We start from the raw sequence: 20,332 nt of genomic DNA, 5'->3' as shown, positions 1-20,332 counted from the left end.
TGCTTAGTCGATGCATCGGGTATCGGCGTCGTTCGCTCGAAGAGGGGTCCGAAGTGCCACGCAAGAAAACCACCCTGTCCGTCCTGCGCACCGAAGCGCTCACCCCGCACATGCACCGGGTCTACCTGGGTGGGGCCAACTTCGACGATTTCGATGCGATCGACGAGACCGACGCCTACGTCAAGTTGTTCTTCGGGACCGACGACGAACCGATCATGCGCACGTACACCGTTCGGTCGGTCGACACCGGCGCGCGGGAGATCGCCATAGATTTCGTGGTGCACGGCGACGAAGGAGTCGCCGGGCCGTGGGCCACTCGGGCGAAGCCGGGAGACGAGATGTCGTTCTACGGCCCGTCCGGTGGGTACGCCCCGCGCCCCGACGCGGACTGGCATCTGTTCGCCGGCGACGAATCGGCGATTCCGGCGATCTCGGCTGCCGTCGAGGCGCTTCCGGAAGACGCCGTCGCCAAGGTTTTCATCGAAGTTGCCGACCGGCACGACGAGATCTACATGGAGACGCTCGCCGTCGTGGATGTGACCTGGGTCCACCGAGGTGCGTCCTCGAACGAGGTCGGAGACGACCGGGCCGGAGACAATGCGCCGTTGATCGCAGCGGTGAAGGAAACGGAATGGCTGCCCGGGCAGGCGCAGGTCTTCGTGCACGGAGAAGCGCAGGCCGTCATGCACAACATCCGGCCCTACATCCGCAAGGAGCGGGGGGTCGGTGCCGAATGGGCCTCGATCTCGGGTTACTGGCGTCGCGGCCGAACCGAGGAGACGTTCCGAGTGTGGAAGCGCGAACTCGCACAGGCCGAATCCGCAGTCGACGCCTGATCCCACGACGAACCACCTCCGACGGCGTGTCCGGTTGTCGCCCGGCCTGCGGGCGCTCAAGCTGAGTCGATGACCGATTCGCTGCCGCCGCACCTCGAGATTCACGTCGAGGAATTCGCCGAGCACCTGCGACTCGGTCGAGAGCGATCGGAGCACACCATCCGGGCATACGTCTCCGATGCGCGTTCCTTGCTCGCGCACTTCGCGGAGTCCTCTCCGGATGCGAGCATCGCCGACCTCGACCTCCGCGCGGTGCGTTCGTGGTTGGCCACGCACTCTGCAGCCGGCTCGGCCAGAACGTCGATGGCGAGGCGAACCTCGTCGGCGAGGACCTTCGGGAAGTGGCTCGAGCGGGTGGGAGCGGTGACAGCAGCACCGGCGGAACGCCTGGCCGGCCCGGCCGGCCATCGCACATTGCCCGGTGTTCTTCGCCACAGCCAGGCGGCGCAGGCCTTGGCCGCTGCCGAATCGGGTGCCGCGGAGCTCGATCCCATCGCGCTGCGGGACAGGGCCATCGTGGAACTGCTGTACGCGACCGGAGTGCGGGTGGGGGAGCTGTGCGGCCTCGACGTCGACGACGTGGACACCGATCGCCGCCTGATCCGCGTCATTGGCAAGGGCAACAAGGAACGCTCGGCTCCGTACGGTGCGCCGGCGGCACATGCAATCGAGAACTGGCTGGTCAGCGGCAGACCCGAACTGGTCTGTGATCGATCCGGTGCGGCCCTGCTGCTGGGACGTCGAGGTGGACGGCTCGATCAACGGCAGGCCAGAACGGCGGTGCACGCGGTACTCGAGACCGTCCCCGGTGGTCCCAGCCTCGGTCCGCACGGCCTACGTCACACCGCGGCAACTCACCTCCTCGAGGGAGGAGCCGATCTGAGAGTGGTGCAGGAGCTGCTCGGTCACGCGTCGTTGGCGACCACCCAGATCTACACTCACGTGTCGGTCGAACGGTTGCGGGCCGTGCACGATCAGGCGCATCCCCGAGCCTGAGCCGAGCGTCGGCGGCACAACGTTTGGTAGCGTCGTGTCCGACTGACGACACCGAATACGGGGGACCGTGGACCGCGACCGACCGCAAGGTACTTCGGAGACGTGGTCCATGCATGTCCGTAACGGCTCTTCCGCCGACCGACGGAGTCCCGACGGTCGGTCGGACGACGCACGCGACACCGGCGACAGGCCCGTATCGTCGGATTCGATGTCCGCACCTCGCTCGACTCCTCGGCAGCCACCACCGTGGCAGACACCCGACTCCGGCGACCGGCAGCCCCTGCCGCCGCGGTACAACCCTCCCGTGCCGCTCGAGCCCGGGCCACCGGCCGTGCAGCCGGACCGGTATCTGCCGGCGCCGCCGTACACAGAGGATGCGCGAACGCAGCCCGATCGATGGTCGCCGCAACCGTGGTCGGGAGCGCCCAACGCCTACCGCCCCAACAGTCAGGAGCTGGGCGCGGATTCGTTGCTCAAGCGCCCCAAGCGAGCGTCGAGCTCGGGCTGGCGGCGCGGGGTGCACCGGCTCACGGGCGGGGTCATCAGCCCCGGAGAATCGACGGCCGAAGAGCGGTACCGAAACCAGGTCGAACGCATTCGGCAGCCGGTGCTCGGCGACTACCGGATCGCGTTCCTCTCGCTCAAGGGTGGTGTCGGCAAGACGACGACCACGCTGGGCCTCGGCTCGACTTTCGCATCGCTGCGCGGAGATTGCGTCATCGCCGTCGACGCAAATCCCGACTTCGGCACTCTGGGGGAGCGAGTTCCGCGTCAGACGTCGTCGACCGTGCGAGATCTGCTGGCCGCGGCACCGCACATTCGTCGCTACTCCGACATCCGCGAGCACACCTCGCAGGCACCGAGTCGACTCGAGGTGTTGGCCGGCGAACGTGACCCCGCCGCGTCGGAGATGTTCGGCGAGCAGGACTACCGCGCCGTCATCGACATGCTGCAGGTGTACTACAACCTGATCCTGACCGATTGCGGTACCGGGATCATGCACTCGGCGATGAACGGGGTGCTGCAACTGGCGAACGCGCTGGTTCTGGTCAGCTCGCCTGCGGTCGACGGTGCTCGCAGTGCTGCCGCGACGCTGGACTGGCTGGAGCTGCACGGCTACGGCCATCTGGTCGAGCGCACCGTGGTGGTGATCAGCTCGGTTCGCCCGGGTTCGTCGGCGGTGGACATGAACTTGTTGCAGCAGCACTTCCTCGAGCGCTGTCGCGCCGTGCTGGTGGTTCCGTTCGACGAACACCTCGCAGAGGGAGCCGTGGTCGATCTGGACCAGTTGCGTCCCCAGACTCGAAGCGCGTTCGTCGAACTCGCTGCCATGGTGGCCGACGACTTTCCCGCGGCGTCCGGCAGACACTCCGGCCCACAGCGCTGACGATCATCTGCCGTCCTCGTCGAGCGGTTTCAACCTGATCGGACTCACGCGCACCAACGCCGTGGGATCGAGATACTCGCGGCCACGTCTGACGCCCCAGTGCAGGCACGTCGACGGACAGCTCTCGTGCCCCGACGCCAACGAACCCAGCACGGTCCCTCGCCGAACACGCGCGCCGGCGGCAACCGAGGCCACCACCGGTTCGTACGTCGATCTCAGTCCGCCCGGATGATCCACCGATACGACGGGCTTTCCCGCGACCGACCCGGCGAACACCACGGTGCCGTCGGCGACGGCCAGTACCGATCGGCCTTCCGGTGCGGCGAGGTCGACACCGCGATGGCCGGGCAGCCAATTCTGTTCCGGGCGGTCGAAGGGGGTGACGACCTGCGGCCTCGGCTGCAGCGGCCAGGCGAATGCGCCCTGCTGTGCCGATGCGACCGGCGTCGAGAGTGCAACCGCGGTCGCGAGGCACACCGCGAAAGTGCGGCGCGGGAGGCAGACGTTCACCCGTCGACCATCTCCTGGATCGGGCCGACCGAACGACCGCGGAGGAGATTTGTGGACAAGGGATTTCTTTGTCCACAGGTCTCGGAAACTCTTGACAGACGGGCCTGGTTATGACGGGGGCGTTGGCAGGTCTACACTCGTACTGCGGCCTGTGCGTGCACGGGTCGACTTCGCGCGTCCGCTTCCATCGCATCGTCTGCCTTGCGCAGAATCGACGATACGAGAACCGGTTGTCGGCGGTCCCGAGATCTTCGTGATGTCGGGTCCGGCAACTTCAGCGGCCGCCAGGGCAGAGGTCACCGACACTCTGCGTCAACCGCACCATCGAAAGAGAGTTCTTCAGCCATGGCTGTAGTAACAATGAAGCAGCTGCTCGACAGCGGCACACACTTCGGACACCAGACCCGTCGCTGGAACCCGAAGATGAAGCGATTCATCTTCACCGACCGCAACGGCATCTACATCATCGACTTGCAGCAGACTCTGACCTTCATCGACAAGGCCTACGAGTTCGTCAAGGAGACCGTCGCCCACGGTGGCACGGTTCTGTTCGTCGGTACCAAGAAGCAGGCGCAGGAGTCCATCGCCGCTGAAGCAACTCGCGTGGGTATGCCCTACGTGAACCAGCGCTGGCTCGGTGGCATGCTCACCAACTTCCAGACGGTCCACAAGCGTCTGCTCCGCCTCAAGGAGCTCGAGGCCATGGAGCAGACCGGTGGCTTCGAGGGTCGCACCAAGAAGGAAATCCTCATGCTCACGCGTGAGATGACCAAGCTGGACCGCACCCTCGGTGGTATCCGGGACATGGCCAAGGTTCCCTCGGCCATCTGGATCGTCGACACCAACAAGGAGCACATCGCCGTCGGCGAGGCGCGCAAGCTGAAGATCCCGGTCATCGCGATCCTCGACACCAACTGCGATCCCGACGTGGTCGACTACCCGATCCCGGGCAACGACGACGCCATTCGTTCCGCAGCGCTGCTGACCAAGGTCGTTGCATCCGCAGTGGCCGAGGGTGTGCAGGCTCGCGCGGGTCAGAACACCGCGTCCGACGCCAAGCCCGAGGTCGGCGCAGGCGAGCCCCTCGCCGAGTGGGAGCTCGAGCAGCTCGCACAGGCTTCACCGGCAGCCGACGCTCCCGCAGCGGACGCCCCGGCAGCAGAGGCTCCGGCCGCCGACGCACCGGCAGCAGAAGAAGCACCGGCTGCAGAAGAAGCACCGGCCGCTCAGGCTTGATCGAATTCGGTCCCGGTTCACCCTCAGGGGTGGGCCGGGGCCGCTTCGGTATGTCAGGGTTGTGATCGGTCCGGCTCAGTTGCGAGCTCGTCGATCACGCCCTGAGAACAGCATTTTTCGTCAACGCCCGTACCCAGACTTTTGAGGAGGCTCGCCCACGATGGCGAACTACACTGCCGCCGACGTCAAGCGGCTCCGTGAGCTCACCGGCTCCGGAATGATGGACTGCAAGAACGCGCTCGCCGAGAACGACGGCGACTACGACAAGGCCGTCGAGTACCTGCGTATCAAGGGTGCCAAGGACGTCGGCAAGCGCGCCGAGCGCAACACCGCCGAAGGCCTCGTCGTCGCCGAGGGTGGAGTGCTCGTGGAGATCAACTCCGAAACCGACTTCGTGGCCAAGAACGACGAGTTCCAGACGTTCGCCGCGTCCGTCGCGTCGACGGCTGCAGCAGGCAAGCCTGCCGACGTCGACGCCCTCAAGGCGCTCGACCTGAACGGCAAGACCGTCGAGACGGCTCTGAACGAGCTGTCGGCCAAGATCGGCGAGAAGCTCGAACTGCGCCGCGTCGTGTCCTACGACGGCAACACCGCGACGTACCTGCACAAGCGCAGCGCGGACCTGCCGCCTGCCGTCGGCGTGCTGGTCGAGTACACCGGTGACGGCGATGCCGCGGGCGATGCTGCGCGTGCTGCCGCGATGCAGATCGCGGCCCTCAAGGCCAAGTACGTCACGCGCGACGAGGTCCCCGAGGATCTCGTTGCCGCCGAGCGTCGCATCGCCGAGGAGACCGCTCGCGAAGAAGGCAAGCCGGAGCAGGCGCTGCCGAAGATCGTCGAAGGTCGCGTCAACGGATTCTTCAAGGACGTCGTTCTCACCGAGCAGAAGTCGGTGCAGGACGGCAACAAGACCGTCAAGGCCATTCTCGACGAGGCCGGCGTGACCATCACGCGCTTCTCACGGTTCGAGGTCGGTGCCAGCTAGTCTGCGTACCGGTTCGGTCGAGGCGATGCCGTTCATTCGATTCCATCGAGTGGGCGGCATCGCTCGTGCGCGGGGCAGGTGGGTGTGCATGCAGGAGCCCTGTCCATCGCCCGGGCCTCGATAGGGCAGGATGATCCAAGAGGAAACCGTAGTGTTCGACGAGTACCGAGGAGAGCTATGACCGATCCGGCCCCTGACCGTCCCGGGTTCCGCCGCGTGATGCTCAAACTGGGTGGGGAGATGTTCGGAGGCGGCCAGGTCGGTCTCGATCCGGATGTCGTGAACAACGTTGCCGAACAGATCGCCGAGGTGGTGGCCACCGGGGTTCAGGTCGCCGTGGTGATCGGTGGTGGCAATTTCTTCCGTGGTGCGGAACTGCAGCAGCGCGGCATGGACCGGTCTCGCTCGGACTACATGGGCATGCTCGGCACCGTCATGAATTGTCTTGCGCTGCAAGACTTTCTGGAGAAGCAGGGCGTCGCCACCAGGGTACAGACGGCGATCACGATGGGTCAGGTCGCCGAGCCGTACCTTCCGCTTCGCGCGCGACGACACCTGGAGAAGGGGCGCGTGGTGATCTTCGGAGCCGGCATGGGCATGCCGTACTTCTCCACCGACACCACCGCTGCGCAGCGCGCCCTGGAAATCGGTGCCGAGGTGTTGTTGATGGCCAAGGCAGTCGACGGCGTGTACTCGGCCGATCCGCGCCTCGATCCCGATGCGACGATGTTCGACACCATCACGCATCGCGAGGCCATCGAACAGGGACTCAAGGTTGCCGACGCGACGGCCTTCAGTCTGTGCATGGACAATCAGATGCCGATGCTGGTGTTCAATTTGCTGATTCAGGGAAATATTGCTCGCGCTGTGTCCGGTGAGAAGATCGGCACGCTGGTCACGTCGTGATCGTTGCCGACGGTGACGCGAGCGAATCGAAGACGAAGACGATGGAGGACAGATCGTGATTGACGAAGCTCTCTTCGATGCCGAAGAGAAGATGGAAAAGGCCGTATCGGTTGCGCGTGACGATCTGTCCTCGATTCGCACCGGACGTGCCAACCCCGGAATGTTCTCTCGCATCGTCATCGAGTACTACGGTGCTCCGACGCCGATCACTCAGCTGGCCAGTATCAGCGTCCCCGAAGCGCGCCTGGTGGTCATCAAGCCGTACGAGTCCAGTCAGCTCGGACCCATCGAGACCGCTATTCGCAACTCCGACCTCGGCGTCAATCCCACCAACGACGGCAACCTCATTCGGATCGGAGTTCCGCAGCTCACCGAAGAACGTCGCCGCGAATTCGTCAAGCAGGCCAAGGGCAAGGGCGAGGACGCAAAGGTGTCGATTCGCAACGTCCGCCGAAAGACGATGGAAGAGCTCAAGCGGATCCAGAAGGACGGCGAGGCAGGCGAGGACGAGGTCGTCCGCGCCGAGAACGATCTGGACAAGACCACTGCGAAGTACACCGCCTCCGTGGACGAACTCGTCAAGCGCAAAGAGGGCGAGCTGATGGAGGTCTGACTCGACCTCGACAGCTGCTTTTTCGAGACGGACGACGATGAATTTCGAGGAGATGACGACAGTGGTGGGACCGGATCGGCAGGAGGGCAGCGGTACGCCCGCAGCCTCGTCCGGTGTCGCCGCAGCGAAGTCCGCCGGGAAAGCCGGCCGTAATCTGCCTGCCGCGATCGGCGTCGGCGGCAGTTTGGGTATCGGGTTGATTCTCGTGCTCGTGTTCGTCCCGCTGGTGTGGATCGGGGTCGTTGCGGTTGCGTTGGCCGTCGCGACGTACGAGGTGTCCAAGCGCCTGCGTGAGGGCGGTGTGCTGGTTCCGCGCGTCCCACTGATTCTCGGCGGGCAGGCCATGATCTGGCTGGGCTGGCCGTTCGGGGCGGTCGGCGTACTCAGTGCCGCGGTCGGCACCATCGTGGTCTGCATGGTGTGGCTGCTGCTGCGCCAAGGATTCGGCACAGCCCCGAAGAACTACCTCGAAGAACTCTCCGTGACCGTCCTGGTGGCCTGTTGGCTGCCACTCCTGGCCTCGTTCGCCGTTCTGATGGTGCTGCAGGACAACGGCGCAGGACGCATCCTGGTGTTCGTGATCGGAGTCGTCTGTTCGGATGTCGGCGGTTACATCGCCGGTGTGTTGTTCGGAAAGCACCCGATGGCACCGGCCATCAGCCCGAAGAAGTCCTGGGAAGGGCTCGTCGGGTCTCTCATCTTCTGCATCATCGGATGTCTGCTGACCGTCACGCTCATTCTCGAGGCCAACTCGCTGATCGGCATCCTTCTCGGTGTGGTGCTCGTGGTGACCGGCACGTTGGGCGATCTGATCGAGTCGCAGGTCAAGCGTGATCTTCGCATCAAGGACATGGGCACGCTGCTGCCCGGCCACGGCGGCATCATGGACAGGCTCGATTCGCTGCTGCCCTCGGCTTTCGTGGCATGGCTCGTGTTCACCGTGCTCCTCTGAGCGGACTGCTGTCCGGCGTGCGCAGTGATGTCACCGGGGTGATTCCCAGCCCGAACATCTGGAATTGGCCGCACCTGTACGAGGCGGAGAACCGCGCTCAGGACGTCGACGGTGCTGTGTTCGATGCGATCAGGTCGGTAGCGGACTGGACAGCGAGGACGGTCGTCGACGTCGGCTGCGGAAGCGGCTTTCATCTTCCGGTGTTCGCGGCCGACGCCGAACGGGTGCTGGGCATCGAGCCGAACGAACCACTGGCCGACGCGGCGAGAAGGCGAGTCGCGGGCCTGCCGAACGTCGAGGTGAAGACTGCGCGGGCGGATTCACTCCCGATCGGCGACGGCTCCGTGGACGTCGTCCATGCGCGCACCGCGTACTTCTTCGGACCGGGCTGTGGGCCGGGAATCGTCGACGCCATGCGAGTACTCCGACCGGGCGGAGCGCTGGTCGTGGTGGATCTGGACGCGACCGCTTCGCCGTACGGGGACTGGATGCGGGCGGACCTACCGCACTACGACCCGTCGACGGTCGAGGCGTTCTTCGAAGCACAGGGTTTCGCGCTCACCCGCGTCGACACGAGGTGGACGTTTCCGAACCGACGCATACTGCGCGACGTGCTGGGAATCGAGTTCGGGCCACGCGTTGCGCGCGATGCGGTGAAGTCGGTGGACGGTGTCTCGTTCGACGTGCGGTATCGAGTGCACGTCCGATACAAGCCGACCGGAATCGAGGTTCGGTAACGAGCCGGTCGGATTCGGCCGAAGCACCTCGACCGCGGGCGTTGTCAGGAAGCGGCGGAGATCCCGAAGATCTCGGCCAACTCGTTGATCTTGAGTGCTTTCGCCAGACGCGGAAGGTCGCTTCCGTCCTTGACGTGCGCTCCGTCGGCACCGAGGGCATCGATGACGTCACGGGCCCACGACACATCCGTCGGTGACGGGGCGAGCTCGCGGTTGACGATGGCAGCCTGCTCCGAATGCATGCACAACTTGCCCGTCATGCCCATGGACAGGGTCAGCGCGGCATCGCGTCCGAGGATGCTGTCGTTGGCCGTCAGCGTCGGTCCGTCGATCGGTCCCGGAATGCGCGCTGCGCGTGAGGAGACGACCAGGCGCGAACGCGGGTACGCCATCGCCAGGGGGTCGTCACTCATGCCGGTGTCGCGGCGGAAGTCCCCGCTACCGAATGCGAGTCGGAACGTCGAATCCGCGCGGGCGATCTCCGTGGCGGCTTCGAGGCCCATCGCCGACTCCACCAGTGCCAGGATCGGGGTGCCGGGTGCCAGGCGAGCAGCTGTGGCCTCGACCTGGCCACCACTCTCGGTCTTCGCGAGCATGACTCCGACCAGTCCGGGCAGGCCGGACAATGCGGCGAGATCGTCGGCCCAGTACGAGGTCGTGGCGTCGTTGATGCGGACCCACGCCGAGTTACCTTCACGGAGCCATCGAACGACGGCCTCGCGCGCGGCCGGCTTCTTGGCCGGAGCGACTGCGTCTTCGATGTCGAGGATGACTGCATCGACTCCCGACGCGACGGCGTCGCCGAAGGTTTCGGGCTTGGTGGCCGGTACGAGCAGCCAGGACCGTGCGCGGTCGGGGGCAACGCCGGATGCCACGGGTGTCTCCATGAAAGTTGTCACGTCATGCTCCTCGAGTGAAGTGGGGCACCCGAAATCCTGATCGATTCAGTCGATCAGCGCCACCTTCTGTGCATAGTGTTCACGGTCCGTGCCGCTACTTCTTCTTCGCTGCGCGTCTGACCTGAAGGATTCGCGCTCCGCCGACCATCGCCATCACCAGTGCGCCTGCGATCGCTGCCAGCAGCATGCTGATGCCCAGTGGCAGATCGAGCTGCCAGGCGAAGATCTGGACGGTGACGGAGTCGAGATTCTGCACGATGAAGACGAGCAGAACGACCAGGACAACGGCTCCGACCACCAGGCCGGTCCACAGCGCAGCGGTGCGGGTGTGAGCGACGTCGGTCGAAGTGCTTGCCTGGGGCTCCGGGGCGAACTCCGGATCCGGTGCCGAACGACCGTCCGAATCCGGCGTCGTGATGGGCGCGAGGTCACCCGAGGCGCTGTGGTCGCCGGGATGAACCGCGCCTGATTTGTCCAGCGATGTCTCGTGACTGTCGTCAGCTCTGGTGGCCATGTCGATGATCCTTCCGCACGTGAAGGCCGAATGCACGCGCATCCGGCCACGACCTCGATACCCATCGGGTAACGGACGGAAACCGGCGCGAATAGGACTGCGAGGCAAACGGGTGGACAATGGAGGTATGAGTGAGGCCGCCGACGCAACGAACACATCGACCGAGCAGAAGAGGCCGAATCTCCCCTTGGTCTTCACCGCCCCACGTCGCGGTATGCCGTCGCGCCACCTCGCCGATCTGGACAGAGAGGGATTGCGCGAGGCCGTGAAGGCACTCGGCCTGCCTGCGTTCCGTGCCGATCAATTGGCTCGGCACTACTACGGCCGGCTCGAAGCCGACACGACGAAGATGACGGATCTTCCCGCCGAGGCGCGAGAGAAGGTCGGAGCCGACCTCTTTCCGACCTTGCTCACGGCGATCAAACATCTGGCGTGTGACGACGGTGACACCCGCAAGACCCTGTGGAAAGCCAACGACGGCACTCTGCTCGAGAGCGTCCTCATGCGTTACCCGGACCGCGCGACGCTGTGCATCTCGAGCCAGGCCGGTTGCGGAATGGCCTGCCCGTTCTGTGCCACCGGTCAGGCCGGTCTGACCCGGAACCTGTCGACGGCCGAGATCGTGGACCAGGTGCGGTCGGCGGCCGCGGACATGCGCGACGGTGTTGTCCCCGGTGGGGAGGGTCGTCTGTCGAACGTGGTCTTCATGGGGATGGGCGAGCCCCTGGCCAACTACAAGAGGGTCGTCGCCGCGGTGCGCAAGATCGTCTCGCCTGCACCCGACGGGCTCGGCCTCTCGCAGCGCTCGGTGACGGTGTCGACGGTCGGCCTGGCACCGGCGATTCGGAAGCTGGCCGACGAAGGGCTGTCGGTGACGTTGGCGGTATCGCTGCACACACCCGACGACGAACTCCGCGACACGTTGGTTCCCGTCAACAACCGTTGGTCGGTTGCCGAGGTGCTGTCCGCAGCGCGGTATTACGCCGACCAGACGGGACGACGGGTGTCCATCGAGTACGCGATGATCAGGGACGTCAACGATCAGCCGTGGCGGGCCGACATGCTGGGAAAGAAGCTGCACAAGGCACTCGGATCCCGGGTCCACGTGAACCTGATCCCACTGAATCCGACTCCGGGCAGCGAGTGGGACGCCAGCCCGAAGCCGGTGGAGCGAGAATTCGTTCGACGGGTGATTGCCCAGGGTGTTTCGTGCACCGTCCGCGACACCCGCGGTCAGGAAATCGCCGCGGCGTGCGGTCAGCTGGCAGCCGAGAACTGAATCGGTTGCTAGCGGGGCTTGCGGCGGACGATCACATCTCGCACGACGAGCCCTACCAGCGTCGCAGCGAAGCCGATCAGCCACAGGTCCTCGACCTTGCCGGTGTGGTTTCCGATCATCATGAACAGCAGGAACGCGGCGACGACGAGGGCGGCCACGCGCATCGCGCGGTTCGACTCACCACTCCAACCCCACTCGGCGGACGGCACGTCCGGCACCTCGTTGCGGGTATCGACGACCGGGTCGTACGAAGCGGATTCCAGTTCGGTATTTGCCACCGGTCGGTCCTCTCGGGTCATGAATTCTCGAAGTCGCTCTTCACGAGGCGTCGAGCCTGCCGCGTTCGGACAATATTGGCATACGACCGTCCGTCGTAGCCATCAGGGTTGTGCGCTCACTCGGCGAGACTGCCGAGTTCGGTGAGAGACTGCGGCGGTGACGTCCGAGCGCCTTCCGCATCCGTTGACCCAGTTTCCGCTGAGCTACCCACGAGACATGGTGGGGTACGGCCGCACGCCGCCGCATGCGCAGTGGCCGGGTCAGGCCAACATCGCCGTCCAGTTCGTCCTCAACTACGAGGAAGGTGCGGAGAACAACGTCCTCGACGGTGACACCAAGTCCGAGACGTTCCTGTCGGAAATGATCGGGGCACAAGCCTTTCCGAATCGCCACATGAGCATGGAATCGCTGTACGAGTACGGCTCGAGGGCAGGCGTGTGGCGAGTGCTGCGGGCGTTCGAGAAAAGAGACCTACCCCTGACGGTCTTCGCCGTTGCGAAGGCCATGGAACGAAACCCGGAAGTGGTTGCCGCCCTGGCCGAACTGGGCCACGAGATCGCCTGTCACGGACTGCGGTGGCTGTCTTACCAGCAGATCGACGCGAACGTCGAGCGCGAGCACATGGCCGAGGCCATGGCCATCCTCCGGGGCCTCACCGGATCGGCCCCGCTCGGGTGGTACACCGGTCGTGACTCTCCGAACACCCGGTCGCTCGTGGTCGAGCACGGCGGATTCGTGTACGACTCGGATTCCTACGCCGACGATCTTCCGTACTGGGAGAAGGTGACTCGCGGCTCGGACGTGGTCGATCATCTGGTGGTGCCGTACACCCTCGACACCAACGACATGAGGTTCGCCTCGCCGGGCGGCTTCTCGACCGGGGACGAGTTCTACGCGCATCTGCGGGACGCGTTCGACGTGCTCTACGCCGAGGGGGAGAACGGCAGTCCCAAGATGCTCTCGGTCGGACTGCACTGCAGGCTGGTCGGCAGGCCGGCGCGCATCGCCGCCCTCGAACGTTTCCTCGACCACGTTCAGTCCCACGAGAAAGTATGGGTCGCAAAACGAATAGACATCGCCGAGCACTGGCGCGCGGTACACCCACCCGTGTCCTGATCGAGGTCTCGGGTCAGTGCGGCGACCGACACTGCGTTTCCAACGCACTCAGATAGCGGTCGGTGAACAGGGCCTGGACCCGCCTGCCCACCGGTCCGCCGAGCCTGGTGTACCAGCGGCCCGGGTTCGAGAACGCGGTGATGTGCGCGGAGACCGTCCCGTCCTCGGGGGAGTAGTCGACGTGGAACAGCTCCTCACCGGATTCGGGATGGCCGTCGAGTGTGCCGTACGCGAAACCCTGGCGGTTGGCTTCGTCGATGACGTAGACGACCCGGCACGGGATGCGGACGGGTCCGAGCGCGAGGACGACCACCGCGTCGGGGACGGCGTGGTCGACGCTGGAGTGAACCTTCAGTCCGGTGCCGCGATGCATGTCCCAGCGCATCAGCGCGTCGGCCGCGGCCACGAAGTCCTCGACTCCGGATCCGATGACCCGTGACGTCTCGACGTGGTGGTAGCCGGCCGGGAGCCTGCCGCTCGTCGCCCCCACATCGGCGTAGTTGAACGGTGCCGCGCGATACTTCGAGACGTCCATGCCCTCCAGCGTGCCAGCTACGGCGACGCATAGGGGTTTCTCAGCCTCGGTAGGCAACAATGGACCGGTGCCAGACCATCGTGAGCGAACGACCTCCTCGGATCGTGCCGAGCCGATTCGTGTGTTGCTGTTGGGGAGCACCGGCTCGATCGGAACCCAAGCGCTCGACGTCATCGCCGCCGACCCCGACCGTTTCGTCGTCGTCGGTCTTGCGGCGGGCGGCGGAAACATCGCCCTCCTTCGCCGTCAGATCGCCGAGACCGGTGTTCGACGTGTCGCTGTGGCCGACCCCGCCGCTGCCGCCGAGCTCGACTTCCCCGGGGTGCTGAGTGGGCCCGGTGCGGTGACCGAGCTCGTCGAGTCGACGCAGGCCGACGTGGTGCTCAACGCGTTGGTGGGCTCGCTCGGTCTCGAACCGACGTTGGCGGCGCTGAAGACCGGCGCTCGGCTGGCGTTGGCCAACAAGGAATCGCTGGTGGCAGGCGGCGAACTCGTACTCGCTGCCGCCGCGCCGGGTCAGATCGTTCCGGTGGACTCGGAGCATTCGGCGCTGGCGCAGTGCCTGCGCAGTGGCCACCGGAGCGAAGTGGATCGCCTGATCCTCACCGCATCGGGTGGACCGTTCCGGGGCTGGAGCGAAGCGGAACTGAAGTCGGTGACCCCTGCTCAGGCCGCAGCTCATCCCACCTGGTCGATGGGCCCGATGAACACGTTGAACTCGGCAACTCTCGTCAACAAGGGCCTCGAGCTGATCGAGGCGCATCTGCTGTTCGGGGTGCCCTACGAGAAGATCGACGTCACGGTGCATCGGCAATCCATCGTCCATTCGATGGTCACGTTCGTGGACGGATCCACCATCGCGCAGGCCAGCCCGCCGGACATGAAGCTGCCGATCGGGTTGGCGCTCGGATGGCCGGATCGAGTGCCCGACGTCGCGCGCGCACTCGATTTCACTGCAGCGTTCTCCTGGGACTTCGAGCCACTCGACGATCGAGTCTTCCCCGCCGTACAGCTGGCCCGCGAGGCCGGAATCATGGGCGGGTGCATGACTGCGGTGTACAACGCGTCCAACGAGATCGCCGCCGACGCATTCCTGTCCGGTCGCATCGAATTCCCCGAGATCGTGCACACGGTGCGGTCGGTTCTGAACGACGGCGGCGGGGACTGGTCGGCGGTGCCGACTACCGTGGACGACGTCCTCGCAGCGGATTCCTGGGCTCGCGCACACGCGCGTGAGCTTCTGAAACAGAAGGGCCTCTAGACTCACATGCTGTTCGCTCTGGGTGTGGTGCTGTTCGCCGTCGGCATCGGTGTGTCGATCGCGCTGCACGAGGCGGGACACATGTGGACCGCGAAAGCGCTCGGCATGAAGGTCCGCCGCTACTACATCGGCTTCGGCCCCAAGATCTTCTCCTTCCGACGCGGCGAGACCGAGTACGGGCTCAAGGCGATCCCCGCCGGCGGATTCTGTGACATCGCCGGAATGACGGCGATCGACGAGCTCGCACCGGACGAGGTCGAGCGGGCGATGTACCGCCAGAAGACGTGGAAGCGCATCGTCGTGATGGTCGGCGGTATCGCGATGAACTTCGTGCTCGGCATCGTGTTGGTGTACGCCCTGGTACTCGGATGGGGCACGCCGGATCGGGTGACGCCGCCGACCGTTCAGGTCAGTGACGTCGTGTGTATCGCGCCGACACAGTCCGAGGACGGGGAACTCGCGCCGTGCTCGGGAGCCAGCCCGGCTCAGCAAGCGGGGCTCCGCACGGGCGACGTGGTCACCGCGGTGAACGGTGTACCGGCGCAGTACTGGTCCGAGGTCGTCGAGGCCGTGCAGGCGTCGTCGGGATCGGTCGATCTGACGGTCGAGCGGAACGGAGCGTCGGTCGACCTGACGATTCCCGTGACCGAGGTGCAGCGTTACGTCACCGACCCGGATACCGGAGCCAAGGAGTCGACGACGGTCGGCGCGGTCGGGGTCAGTGGCTCCACGATCGCCCCTCCACCCATTCGATACAACCCGATCGAGGCAGTCCCCGAGACGTTCGCCTTCACCGGAGAGATCTTCGTCCAGACCGGTAAGGCTCTCGTGCAGCTGCCGACGAAGGTGGAGGCCCTGTGGGAGTCGATCTTCGGCGGCGAGCGTGGACTGGACACTCCGATGAGCGTCGTCGGTGCCAGCGTCATCGGCGGTCAGGCTGCCGAGACGAACAACTGGGCGACGTTCGTCGGACTGCTCGCGTCGTTGAACTTCTTCCTCGGAGCGTTCAACATCGTGCCGTTGCTTCCGCTCGACGGTGGCCATATCGCGGTGACCGTCTACGAGCGGATCCGCAACATCTTCCGCAACCGTCGCGGCCTGCCCGACGGTGCGCCGGTGGACTACATGAAGCTCATGCCGGTCACCTACGTGGTGATCGTCGTTTTCATCGGGTTCTCCTTGTTGACACTCACGGCGGACATCGTCAACCCGATTCAATTGTTCTAAGTAGACTCGACAGTCGTAGCTAGGAAAGAAGGCCACTGTGTCCGTGTCAGTCGGATTGGGAATGCCGGCACCGCCGGTTCCAGTACTCGCGCCGCGTCGAAAGACCAGGCAGCTCCAGGTCGGGTCGGTGGGAGTGGGAAGCGACAGCCCCATCTCGGTGCAGTCGATGTGCACCACCAAGACCCACGACATCAACGCCACGCTGCAGCAGATCGCAGAGCTGACGGCGTCCGGCTGCGACATCGTCCGTGTGGCATGCCCCACACAGGAGGACGCGGACGCGCTGTCGATCATCGCCCGGAAGAGTCAGATCCCGGTGATCGCCGACATCCACTTCCAGCCCAAGTACATCTTCGCGGCGATCGACGCCGGTTGCGCCGCGGTGCGCGTCAACCCGGGAAACATCAAGGAATTCGACGGCCGCGTCAAGGAGGTCGCGAAGGCGGCCGGTGACGCGAACATTCCGATCCGTATCGGCGTCAACGCCGGATCGCTGGACCCTCGGCTGATGAAGAAGTACGGCAAGGCGACGCCGGAGGCGCTCGTGGAGTCCGCGCTGTGGGAGGCGGGCCTGTTCGAGGAACACGGATTCGGGGACATCAAGATCTCCGTCAAGCACAACGACCCTGTCGTCATGGTCGCTGCCTACGAGCAGCTCGCTGCACAGTGTGACTACCCGCTGCATCTCGGCGTGACCGAGGCCGGGCCGGCGTTCCAGGGCACCATCAAATCCTCGGTGGCGTTCGGTGCCCTGCTGTCCAGGGGAATCGGCGACACCATCCGCGTCTCCCTGTCGGCACCGCCCGCCGAGGAGATCAAGGTGGGCAACCAGATTCTGCAGTCGCTCAACCTGCGTCCTCGCAAGCTCGAAATCGTCTCCTGCCCGTCGTGTGGGCGGGCACAGGTGGACGTGTACACCCTTGCAGACGAGGTCACCGCAGGCCTGGAGGGCATGGAGATTCCGCTGCGCGTCGCCGTGATGGGCTGCGTCGTCAACGGTCCGGGAGAGGCGCGCGATGCCGACCTCGGCGTGGCGTCGGGCAACGGCAAGGGCCAGATCTTCGTCAAGGGCAAGGTCATCAAGACCGTGCCCGAGGCGCAGATCGTCGAGACCTTGATCGAGGAAGCAATGCGCATCGCCGAGGAATTCGACAAGGATGAGACTGCAGACGGTGGCGCACCGGTCGTGACCGTCAGCTGAGCGGGTTCGACCGGTTCGGTGTCCGGTTTGCCGCTCTGCCACCGGCGGAACGGGTTCTCTGGAATGATTCGGTACACGCTCGGTCGGTGTGTATGCGGTAGGTGGTCAGGAGGTCGGTAGGTGCTCAAGCTCCTCGGTGCGAAGCCTCTCGGTAATCGGGATGTTGCGCACGTCCTGCGGGTGCTCGACGCCGACCCGGTCGCCACCTGCATGGTTGCCGCTCGGGTGCAGGAATCCGGCCTGGATCCGAGGTCGTTCCACGGTGAGATGTGGAGCCGAGGTGGACCGGACGAGTCGTTGTGTTTCTACGGTGCCAACCTGGTTCCTCTGCTCGGATCCGGCGACGATCTGCGCTCGTTCGCCGATCGCGCGTGCCGCGGCCCGCGGCTGTGTTCGTCACTGGTCGGTCGAGCCGAACTGACATTGCCGTTGTGGGAGATGCTCGAGACCGACTGGGGCCCGGCCCGTGAGGTTCGCGGTGAGCAGCCGTTGCTGGCCACGTCGGTTCGATCGTCCATCACGCCCGATCCGCACGTACGCCTCGTTCGTCCCGAGGAACTGGACGTGTATCTGAGTGCGGCAGTGGCGATGTTCATCGAGGAAGTGGGCGTCGACCCGAGACAGAACGACGGCGGCCGTGGATACCGGCGACGGATCTCGAGTCTCATTGCCGCGCAGCGTGCGTGGGCTCGATTCGAGGACGGTCGGGTGGTGTTCAAGGCCGAGATCGGATCGCAGTCGGCGACGGTGGGTCAGATCCAGGGGGTGTGGGTTCATCCCGATCGGCGCGGGCACGGCCTCGGCGCGTCCGGTACCGCAGCGGTGGTGAACTCGGTGGTCCGCCAGGGCCGCACCGCGAGCCTGTACGTCAACAGTTTCAACTACGTCGCCCGGCGCGCATACGCGAAGATCGGCCTGACCCAGGTGGCGACCTTCACGACGGTCCTCCTCGACTGACTCCGACGTCGCTCGATCGGGTCGTGGCGAACCGCGATTCGTTGCCGCGGCCGAAGGCAGCGCCCTATTACGATGGGGCGCAATGAGATCACGTGGTGCAACCGAAGTGCGGTATCGAGTCGGAGCGGTGTCGATGGTTGCAGCCGTCGTTGCCGCCGCCCTCACCGGATGTACCCCCAAGCCCGACGGCCCGGAGCCGGCCGCCCAGGCATTTCTCGCCGCGTTCGAGGCCAACGACATCGCCGCCGCGGCTGCCGATACCGACAAGCCCGACGCAGCGGCGACGGCACTGACCGAGGCGTGGACCAACCTCCAGGCCGAGGCGCTCGACGCCGAGACGACGTCGGTACAGGTCGACGGCGACACGGCCACGGTCGGCTACACCTACACGTGGCAGCTGCCGAGGGATCGCGTGTGGACGTACGACGGTCAGCTGAACATGGGCCGCAGCGAAGGTGAGTGGGTGGTGCGCTGGACGGCGTCGGACATCCATCCCAAGCTCGGCGACACTCAGACGATGTCCTTGCGGTCCACGGCGGCTCCGCGGGCTCGGGTCAACGAACGCTCCGGGACCGACGTGCTGGTGCCAGGGGTGGTGCACCGAATCAAATTCGATGCCGCTGAAGCGAACAACGTGGTCGCCTCGGCAACGGCGCTGTCGACGCTGCTGACGCCTTTCGATGCGTCCATCACTGCGCAGTCGATCGTCGAATCCGCCACCTCGGTCGACGGCGACTACCCGGTGGTTTTGCTTCGAGACAGTGACTACCAGCCGATTTCGGCCGCACTGACCGAGATCCCCGGAGTCACCGCGTCCGACGAATCGGATCTGGTGTCGACCGACCCCACGTTCGCGCCGGACCTGGTGGGCCAGGTCAAGAAGGCCGTCATCGACGAGGTCGACGGCAAGGCGGGGTGGAGCGTGGTGACCACGAACCGCAACGGCGTCGACATCGATGTCCTCACCGACACCCCGCCGGAGCCCTCGCCGTCGTTCTCGATCAGTCTCGATCGCAACATCCAGGTCGCGGCACAGCGAGCGGTGAATGCGCGCACCGAGCAGGCGATGACGGTGGTCATTCAGCCGTCCACCGGTGCCATCCTCGCGGTGGCACAGAACCCGGCTGCCGATCGTGACGGGCCGGTGGCGTCGGCCGGCCTGTATCCACCCGGATCGACGTTCAAGATCATCACCGCCGGTGCCGCCATCGCGAGCGGACTCGCGACTCCGGGCAGCACCGTCCCGTGTCCGGGGCGCATCGTGATCGGTGAACGCAGTGTGCCCAACTACAACGAGTTCTCACTGGGTGACGTGACGATGAGTACCGCCTTCACTCGATCGTGCAACACCTCGTTCGCCAAGCTGGCCAGCGAGATGACACCCGATGCGCTGACCGTCGCGGCCTCTCAATTCGGTGTCGGCCCGGATTACGACGTCGTCGGATTGCCGACCGACTCCGGTTCGGTGCCACCGGCCGAAGAACTGGTTCAGCGCACCGAGGACGGCTTCGGTCAGGGCAGGGTGGTCGTGTCGACGTTCGGTATGGCCCTGGCCGCCGCGACGGTGGCTCACGGTTCGACGCCGGTGCCGAACCTCCTGGTCGGACGCGACACCGTGATCACCGGAGACCATCCGCCGATCGAACCGGCGATGGTCGACGGATTGCGCGGGATGATGCGGTCGGTGGTCACCAGCGGTACGGCCGAACGCATCGCAGACCAGGGCGAGGTCTACGGAAAGACCGGCGAAGCAGAGGTCGACGGCGGTTCGCACTCGTGGTTCGTCGGTTACCGCGGCGATATCGCCTTCGCCACCCTCGTGGTGCGCGGCGGCAGCTCGGACAACGCGGTCGCGGTGACCCGAGAGATGTTCGAGCAACTTCCACCCGGGTACTGACGACGCTGC

General features: G+C 65.4%; 21 protein-coding genes. 16 read left to right on the top strand and 5 right to left on the bottom strand.

Going from position 1 to position 20,332, the window contains the following annotated elements; genetic code table 11:
- The first annotated feature begins 53 nt into the window (after positions 1-53).
- The 3 genes from CH296_RS24305 to CH296_RS24295 all read left to right on the top strand — a co-directional run bounded on the left by CH296_RS24305 (position 54) and on the right by CH296_RS24295 (position 3,219).
- Positions 54-836 (top strand): siderophore-interacting protein, encoded by a 783-nt coding sequence (locus tag CH296_RS24305; RefSeq protein WP_032397803.1) that lies wholly within the window; start codon positions 54-56, stop codon positions 834-836.
- Positions 837-905: 69 nt separating this feature from the next.
- Positions 906-1,832 (top strand): tyrosine recombinase XerC, encoded by a 927-nt coding sequence (locus tag CH296_RS24300; protein WP_032397804.1) that lies wholly within the window; start codon positions 906-908, stop codon positions 1,830-1,832.
- A 208-nt stretch (positions 1,833-2,040) separates the two neighbouring features.
- The gene (locus CH296_RS24295; RefSeq protein WP_373557301.1) at positions 2,041-3,219 is read left to right on the top strand and encodes a MinD/ParA family protein; all 1,179 of its coding nucleotides are present in this window, start codon (positions 2,041-2,043) and stop codon (positions 3,217-3,219) included.
- Between the two features lie 3 nt (positions 3,220-3,222).
- Here CH296_RS24295 and CH296_RS24290 read toward each other — a convergent pair whose 3' ends face one another.
- A complete protein-coding gene (locus CH296_RS24290) occupies positions 3,223-3,729 on the bottom strand; it encodes a M23 family metallopeptidase (RefSeq protein WP_094631784.1) in 507 nt (168 codons plus the stop codon).
- A gap of 345 nt (positions 3,730-4,074) precedes the next feature.
- On the opposite strand from CH296_RS24290, the gene rpsB reads away from it, so the two are divergent.
- From rpsB to CH296_RS24260, 6 genes are all read left to right on the top strand, one after another.
- A complete protein-coding gene (gene rpsB, locus CH296_RS24285) occupies positions 4,075-4,965 on the top strand; it encodes a 30S ribosomal protein S2 (protein WP_032397806.1) in 891 nt (296 codons plus the stop codon).
- 160 nt (positions 4,966-5,125) lie between these two features.
- On the top strand, positions 5,126-5,950 hold the full coding sequence (tsf, locus tag CH296_RS24280) for a translation elongation factor Ts (RefSeq protein WP_032397807.1): 825 nt from the start codon (positions 5,126-5,128) through the stop codon (positions 5,948-5,950).
- Positions 5,951-6,127: 177 nt separating this feature from the next.
- Positions 6,128-6,856 (top strand): UMP kinase, encoded by a 729-nt coding sequence (gene pyrH, locus CH296_RS24275; RefSeq protein WP_032397808.1) that lies wholly within the window; start codon positions 6,128-6,130, stop codon positions 6,854-6,856.
- A 55-nt stretch (positions 6,857-6,911) separates the two neighbouring features.
- A complete protein-coding gene (gene frr / locus CH296_RS24270; protein WP_032397809.1) occupies positions 6,912-7,469 on the top strand; it encodes a ribosome recycling factor in 558 nt (185 codons plus the stop codon).
- Positions 7,470-7,506: 37 nt separating this feature from the next.
- The gene (locus CH296_RS24265) at positions 7,507-8,421 is read left to right on the top strand and encodes a phosphatidate cytidylyltransferase (protein ID WP_094685868.1); all 915 of its coding nucleotides are present in this window, start codon (positions 7,507-7,509) and stop codon (positions 8,419-8,421) included.
- A gap of 38 nt (positions 8,422-8,459) precedes the next feature.
- Positions 8,460-9,158 carry a class I SAM-dependent methyltransferase gene (locus CH296_RS24260; RefSeq protein WP_256980575.1) on the top strand — a complete coding sequence of 233 codons (699 nt, stop codon included), beginning with the start codon at positions 8,460-8,462 and terminating at the stop codon, positions 9,156-9,158.
- Positions 9,159-9,202: 44 nt separating this feature from the next.
- On the opposite strand, the gene CH296_RS24255 is transcribed toward CH296_RS24260, so the two are convergent.
- On the bottom strand, positions 9,203-10,045 hold the full coding sequence (locus CH296_RS24255; RefSeq protein WP_094648093.1) for a CoA ester lyase: 843 nt from the start codon (positions 10,043-10,045) through the stop codon (positions 9,203-9,205).
- 106 nt (positions 10,046-10,151) lie between these two features.
- Entirely contained in the window at positions 10,152-10,571 is a 420-nt protein-coding gene (locus CH296_RS24250) for a lipopolysaccharide assembly LapA domain-containing protein (RefSeq protein WP_032398357.1), read from the bottom strand.
- A gap of 127 nt (positions 10,572-10,698) precedes the next feature.
- Here CH296_RS24250 and rlmN point away from each other — a divergent pair, with 127 nt between their 5' ends.
- Positions 10,699-11,850 carry a 23S rRNA (adenine(2503)-C(2))-methyltransferase RlmN gene (gene rlmN, locus CH296_RS24245; protein WP_045195572.1) on the top strand — a complete coding sequence of 384 codons (1,152 nt, stop codon included), beginning with the start codon at positions 10,699-10,701 and terminating at the stop codon, positions 11,848-11,850.
- A gap of 8 nt (positions 11,851-11,858) precedes the next feature.
- On the opposite strand, the gene CH296_RS24240 is transcribed toward rlmN, so the two are convergent.
- Positions 11,859-12,128: a DUF2631 domain-containing protein gene (locus CH296_RS24240; RefSeq protein WP_032397812.1), complete on the bottom strand. Its 270-nt coding sequence runs from the start codon at positions 12,126-12,128 to the stop codon at positions 11,859-11,861.
- A gap of 217 nt (positions 12,129-12,345) precedes the next feature.
- Here CH296_RS24240 and puuE point away from each other — a divergent pair, with 217 nt between their 5' ends.
- The gene (puuE, locus tag CH296_RS24235) at positions 12,346-13,245 is read left to right on the top strand and encodes an allantoinase PuuE (protein ID WP_179277819.1); all 900 of its coding nucleotides are present in this window, start codon (positions 12,346-12,348) and stop codon (positions 13,243-13,245) included.
- Between the two features lie 13 nt (positions 13,246-13,258).
- On the opposite strand, the gene CH296_RS24230 is transcribed toward puuE, so the two are convergent.
- Positions 13,259-13,780, bottom strand: coding sequence for a DUF1990 family protein (locus CH296_RS24230; protein WP_094631779.1), 522 nt, complete (start codon positions 13,778-13,780; stop codon positions 13,259-13,261).
- 121 nt (positions 13,781-13,901) lie between these two features.
- On the opposite strand from CH296_RS24230, the gene dxr reads away from it, so the two are divergent.
- The 5 genes from dxr to CH296_RS24205 all read left to right on the top strand — a co-directional run bounded on the left by dxr (position 13,902) and on the right by CH296_RS24205 (position 20,323).
- A complete protein-coding gene (gene dxr / locus CH296_RS24225) occupies positions 13,902-15,041 on the top strand; it encodes a 1-deoxy-D-xylulose-5-phosphate reductoisomerase (protein WP_045195570.1) in 1,140 nt (379 codons plus the stop codon).
- A 6-nt stretch (positions 15,042-15,047) separates the two neighbouring features.
- Positions 15,048-16,268 (top strand): RIP metalloprotease, encoded by a 1,221-nt coding sequence (locus CH296_RS24220; protein ID WP_094685866.1) that lies wholly within the window; start codon positions 15,048-15,050, stop codon positions 16,266-16,268.
- A gap of 37 nt (positions 16,269-16,305) precedes the next feature.
- Complete coding sequence (ispG, locus tag CH296_RS24215; RefSeq protein WP_176459303.1) at positions 16,306-17,469, top strand: flavodoxin-dependent (E)-4-hydroxy-3-methylbut-2-enyl-diphosphate synthase; 1,164 nt, start codon at positions 16,306-16,308, stop codon at positions 17,467-17,469.
- Positions 17,470-17,589: 120 nt separating this feature from the next.
- On the top strand, positions 17,590-18,426 hold the full coding sequence (locus CH296_RS24210) for a GNAT family N-acetyltransferase (protein ID WP_094631777.1): 837 nt from the start codon (positions 17,590-17,592) through the stop codon (positions 18,424-18,426).
- Between the two features lie 133 nt (positions 18,427-18,559).
- Positions 18,560-20,323 (top strand): penicillin-binding transpeptidase domain-containing protein, encoded by a 1,764-nt coding sequence (locus CH296_RS24205; protein WP_094685865.1) that lies wholly within the window; start codon positions 18,560-18,562, stop codon positions 20,321-20,323.
- Positions 20,324-20,332 lie beyond the last annotated feature (9 nt).

The sequence above is a fragment of the Rhodococcus sp. 14-2496-1d genome, from assembly GCF_002259365.1.
In the GTDB taxonomy this organism is placed as follows: Bacteria; Actinomycetota; Actinomycetes; order Mycobacteriales; family Mycobacteriaceae; genus Rhodococcoides.
Note: the sequence above shows the minus strand (reverse complement) of the source record. Positions and strands in the feature narration are given on the sequence as shown.

Excerpts from the sequence above, each read along its gene's own strand:
- CH296_RS24300 (WP_032397804.1), top strand. The coding sequence starts at position 906 with ATGACCGATTCGCTGCCGCCGCACCTCGAGATTCACGTCGAGGAATTC.
- CH296_RS24295 (WP_373557301.1), top strand. The coding sequence starts at position 2,041 with ATGTCCGCACCTCGCTCGACTCCTCGGCAGCCACCACCGTGGCAGACA.
- rpsB (WP_032397806.1), top strand. The coding sequence starts at position 4,075 with ATGGCTGTAGTAACAATGAAGCAGCTGCTCGACAGCGGCACACACTTC.
- tsf (WP_032397807.1), top strand. The coding sequence starts at position 5,126 with ATGGCGAACTACACTGCCGCCGACGTCAAGCGGCTCCGTGAGCTCACC.
- pyrH (WP_032397808.1), top strand. The coding sequence starts at position 6,128 with ATGACCGATCCGGCCCCTGACCGTCCCGGGTTCCGCCGCGTGATGCTC.
- CH296_RS24265 (WP_094685868.1), top strand. The coding sequence starts at position 7,507 with ATGAATTTCGAGGAGATGACGACAGTGGTGGGACCGGATCGGCAGGAG.
- CH296_RS24255 (WP_094648093.1), bottom strand. The coding sequence starts at position 10,045 with ATGGAGACACCCGTGGCATCCGGCGTTGCCCCCGACCGCGCACGGTCC.
- CH296_RS24250 (WP_032398357.1), bottom strand. The coding sequence starts at position 10,571 with ATGGCCACCAGAGCTGACGACAGTCACGAGACATCGCTGGACAAATCA.
- rlmN (WP_045195572.1), top strand. The coding sequence starts at position 10,699 with ATGAGTGAGGCCGCCGACGCAACGAACACATCGACCGAGCAGAAGAGG.
- puuE (WP_179277819.1), top strand. The coding sequence starts at position 12,346 with ATGGTGGGGTACGGCCGCACGCCGCCGCATGCGCAGTGGCCGGGTCAG.
- CH296_RS24230 (WP_094631779.1), bottom strand. The coding sequence starts at position 13,780 with ATGGACGTCTCGAAGTATCGCGCGGCACCGTTCAACTACGCCGATGTG.
- CH296_RS24220 (WP_094685866.1), top strand. The coding sequence starts at position 15,048 with ATGCTGTTCGCTCTGGGTGTGGTGCTGTTCGCCGTCGGCATCGGTGTG.
- CH296_RS24205 (WP_094685865.1), top strand. The coding sequence starts at position 18,560 with ATGGTTGCAGCCGTCGTTGCCGCCGCCCTCACCGGATGTACCCCCAAG.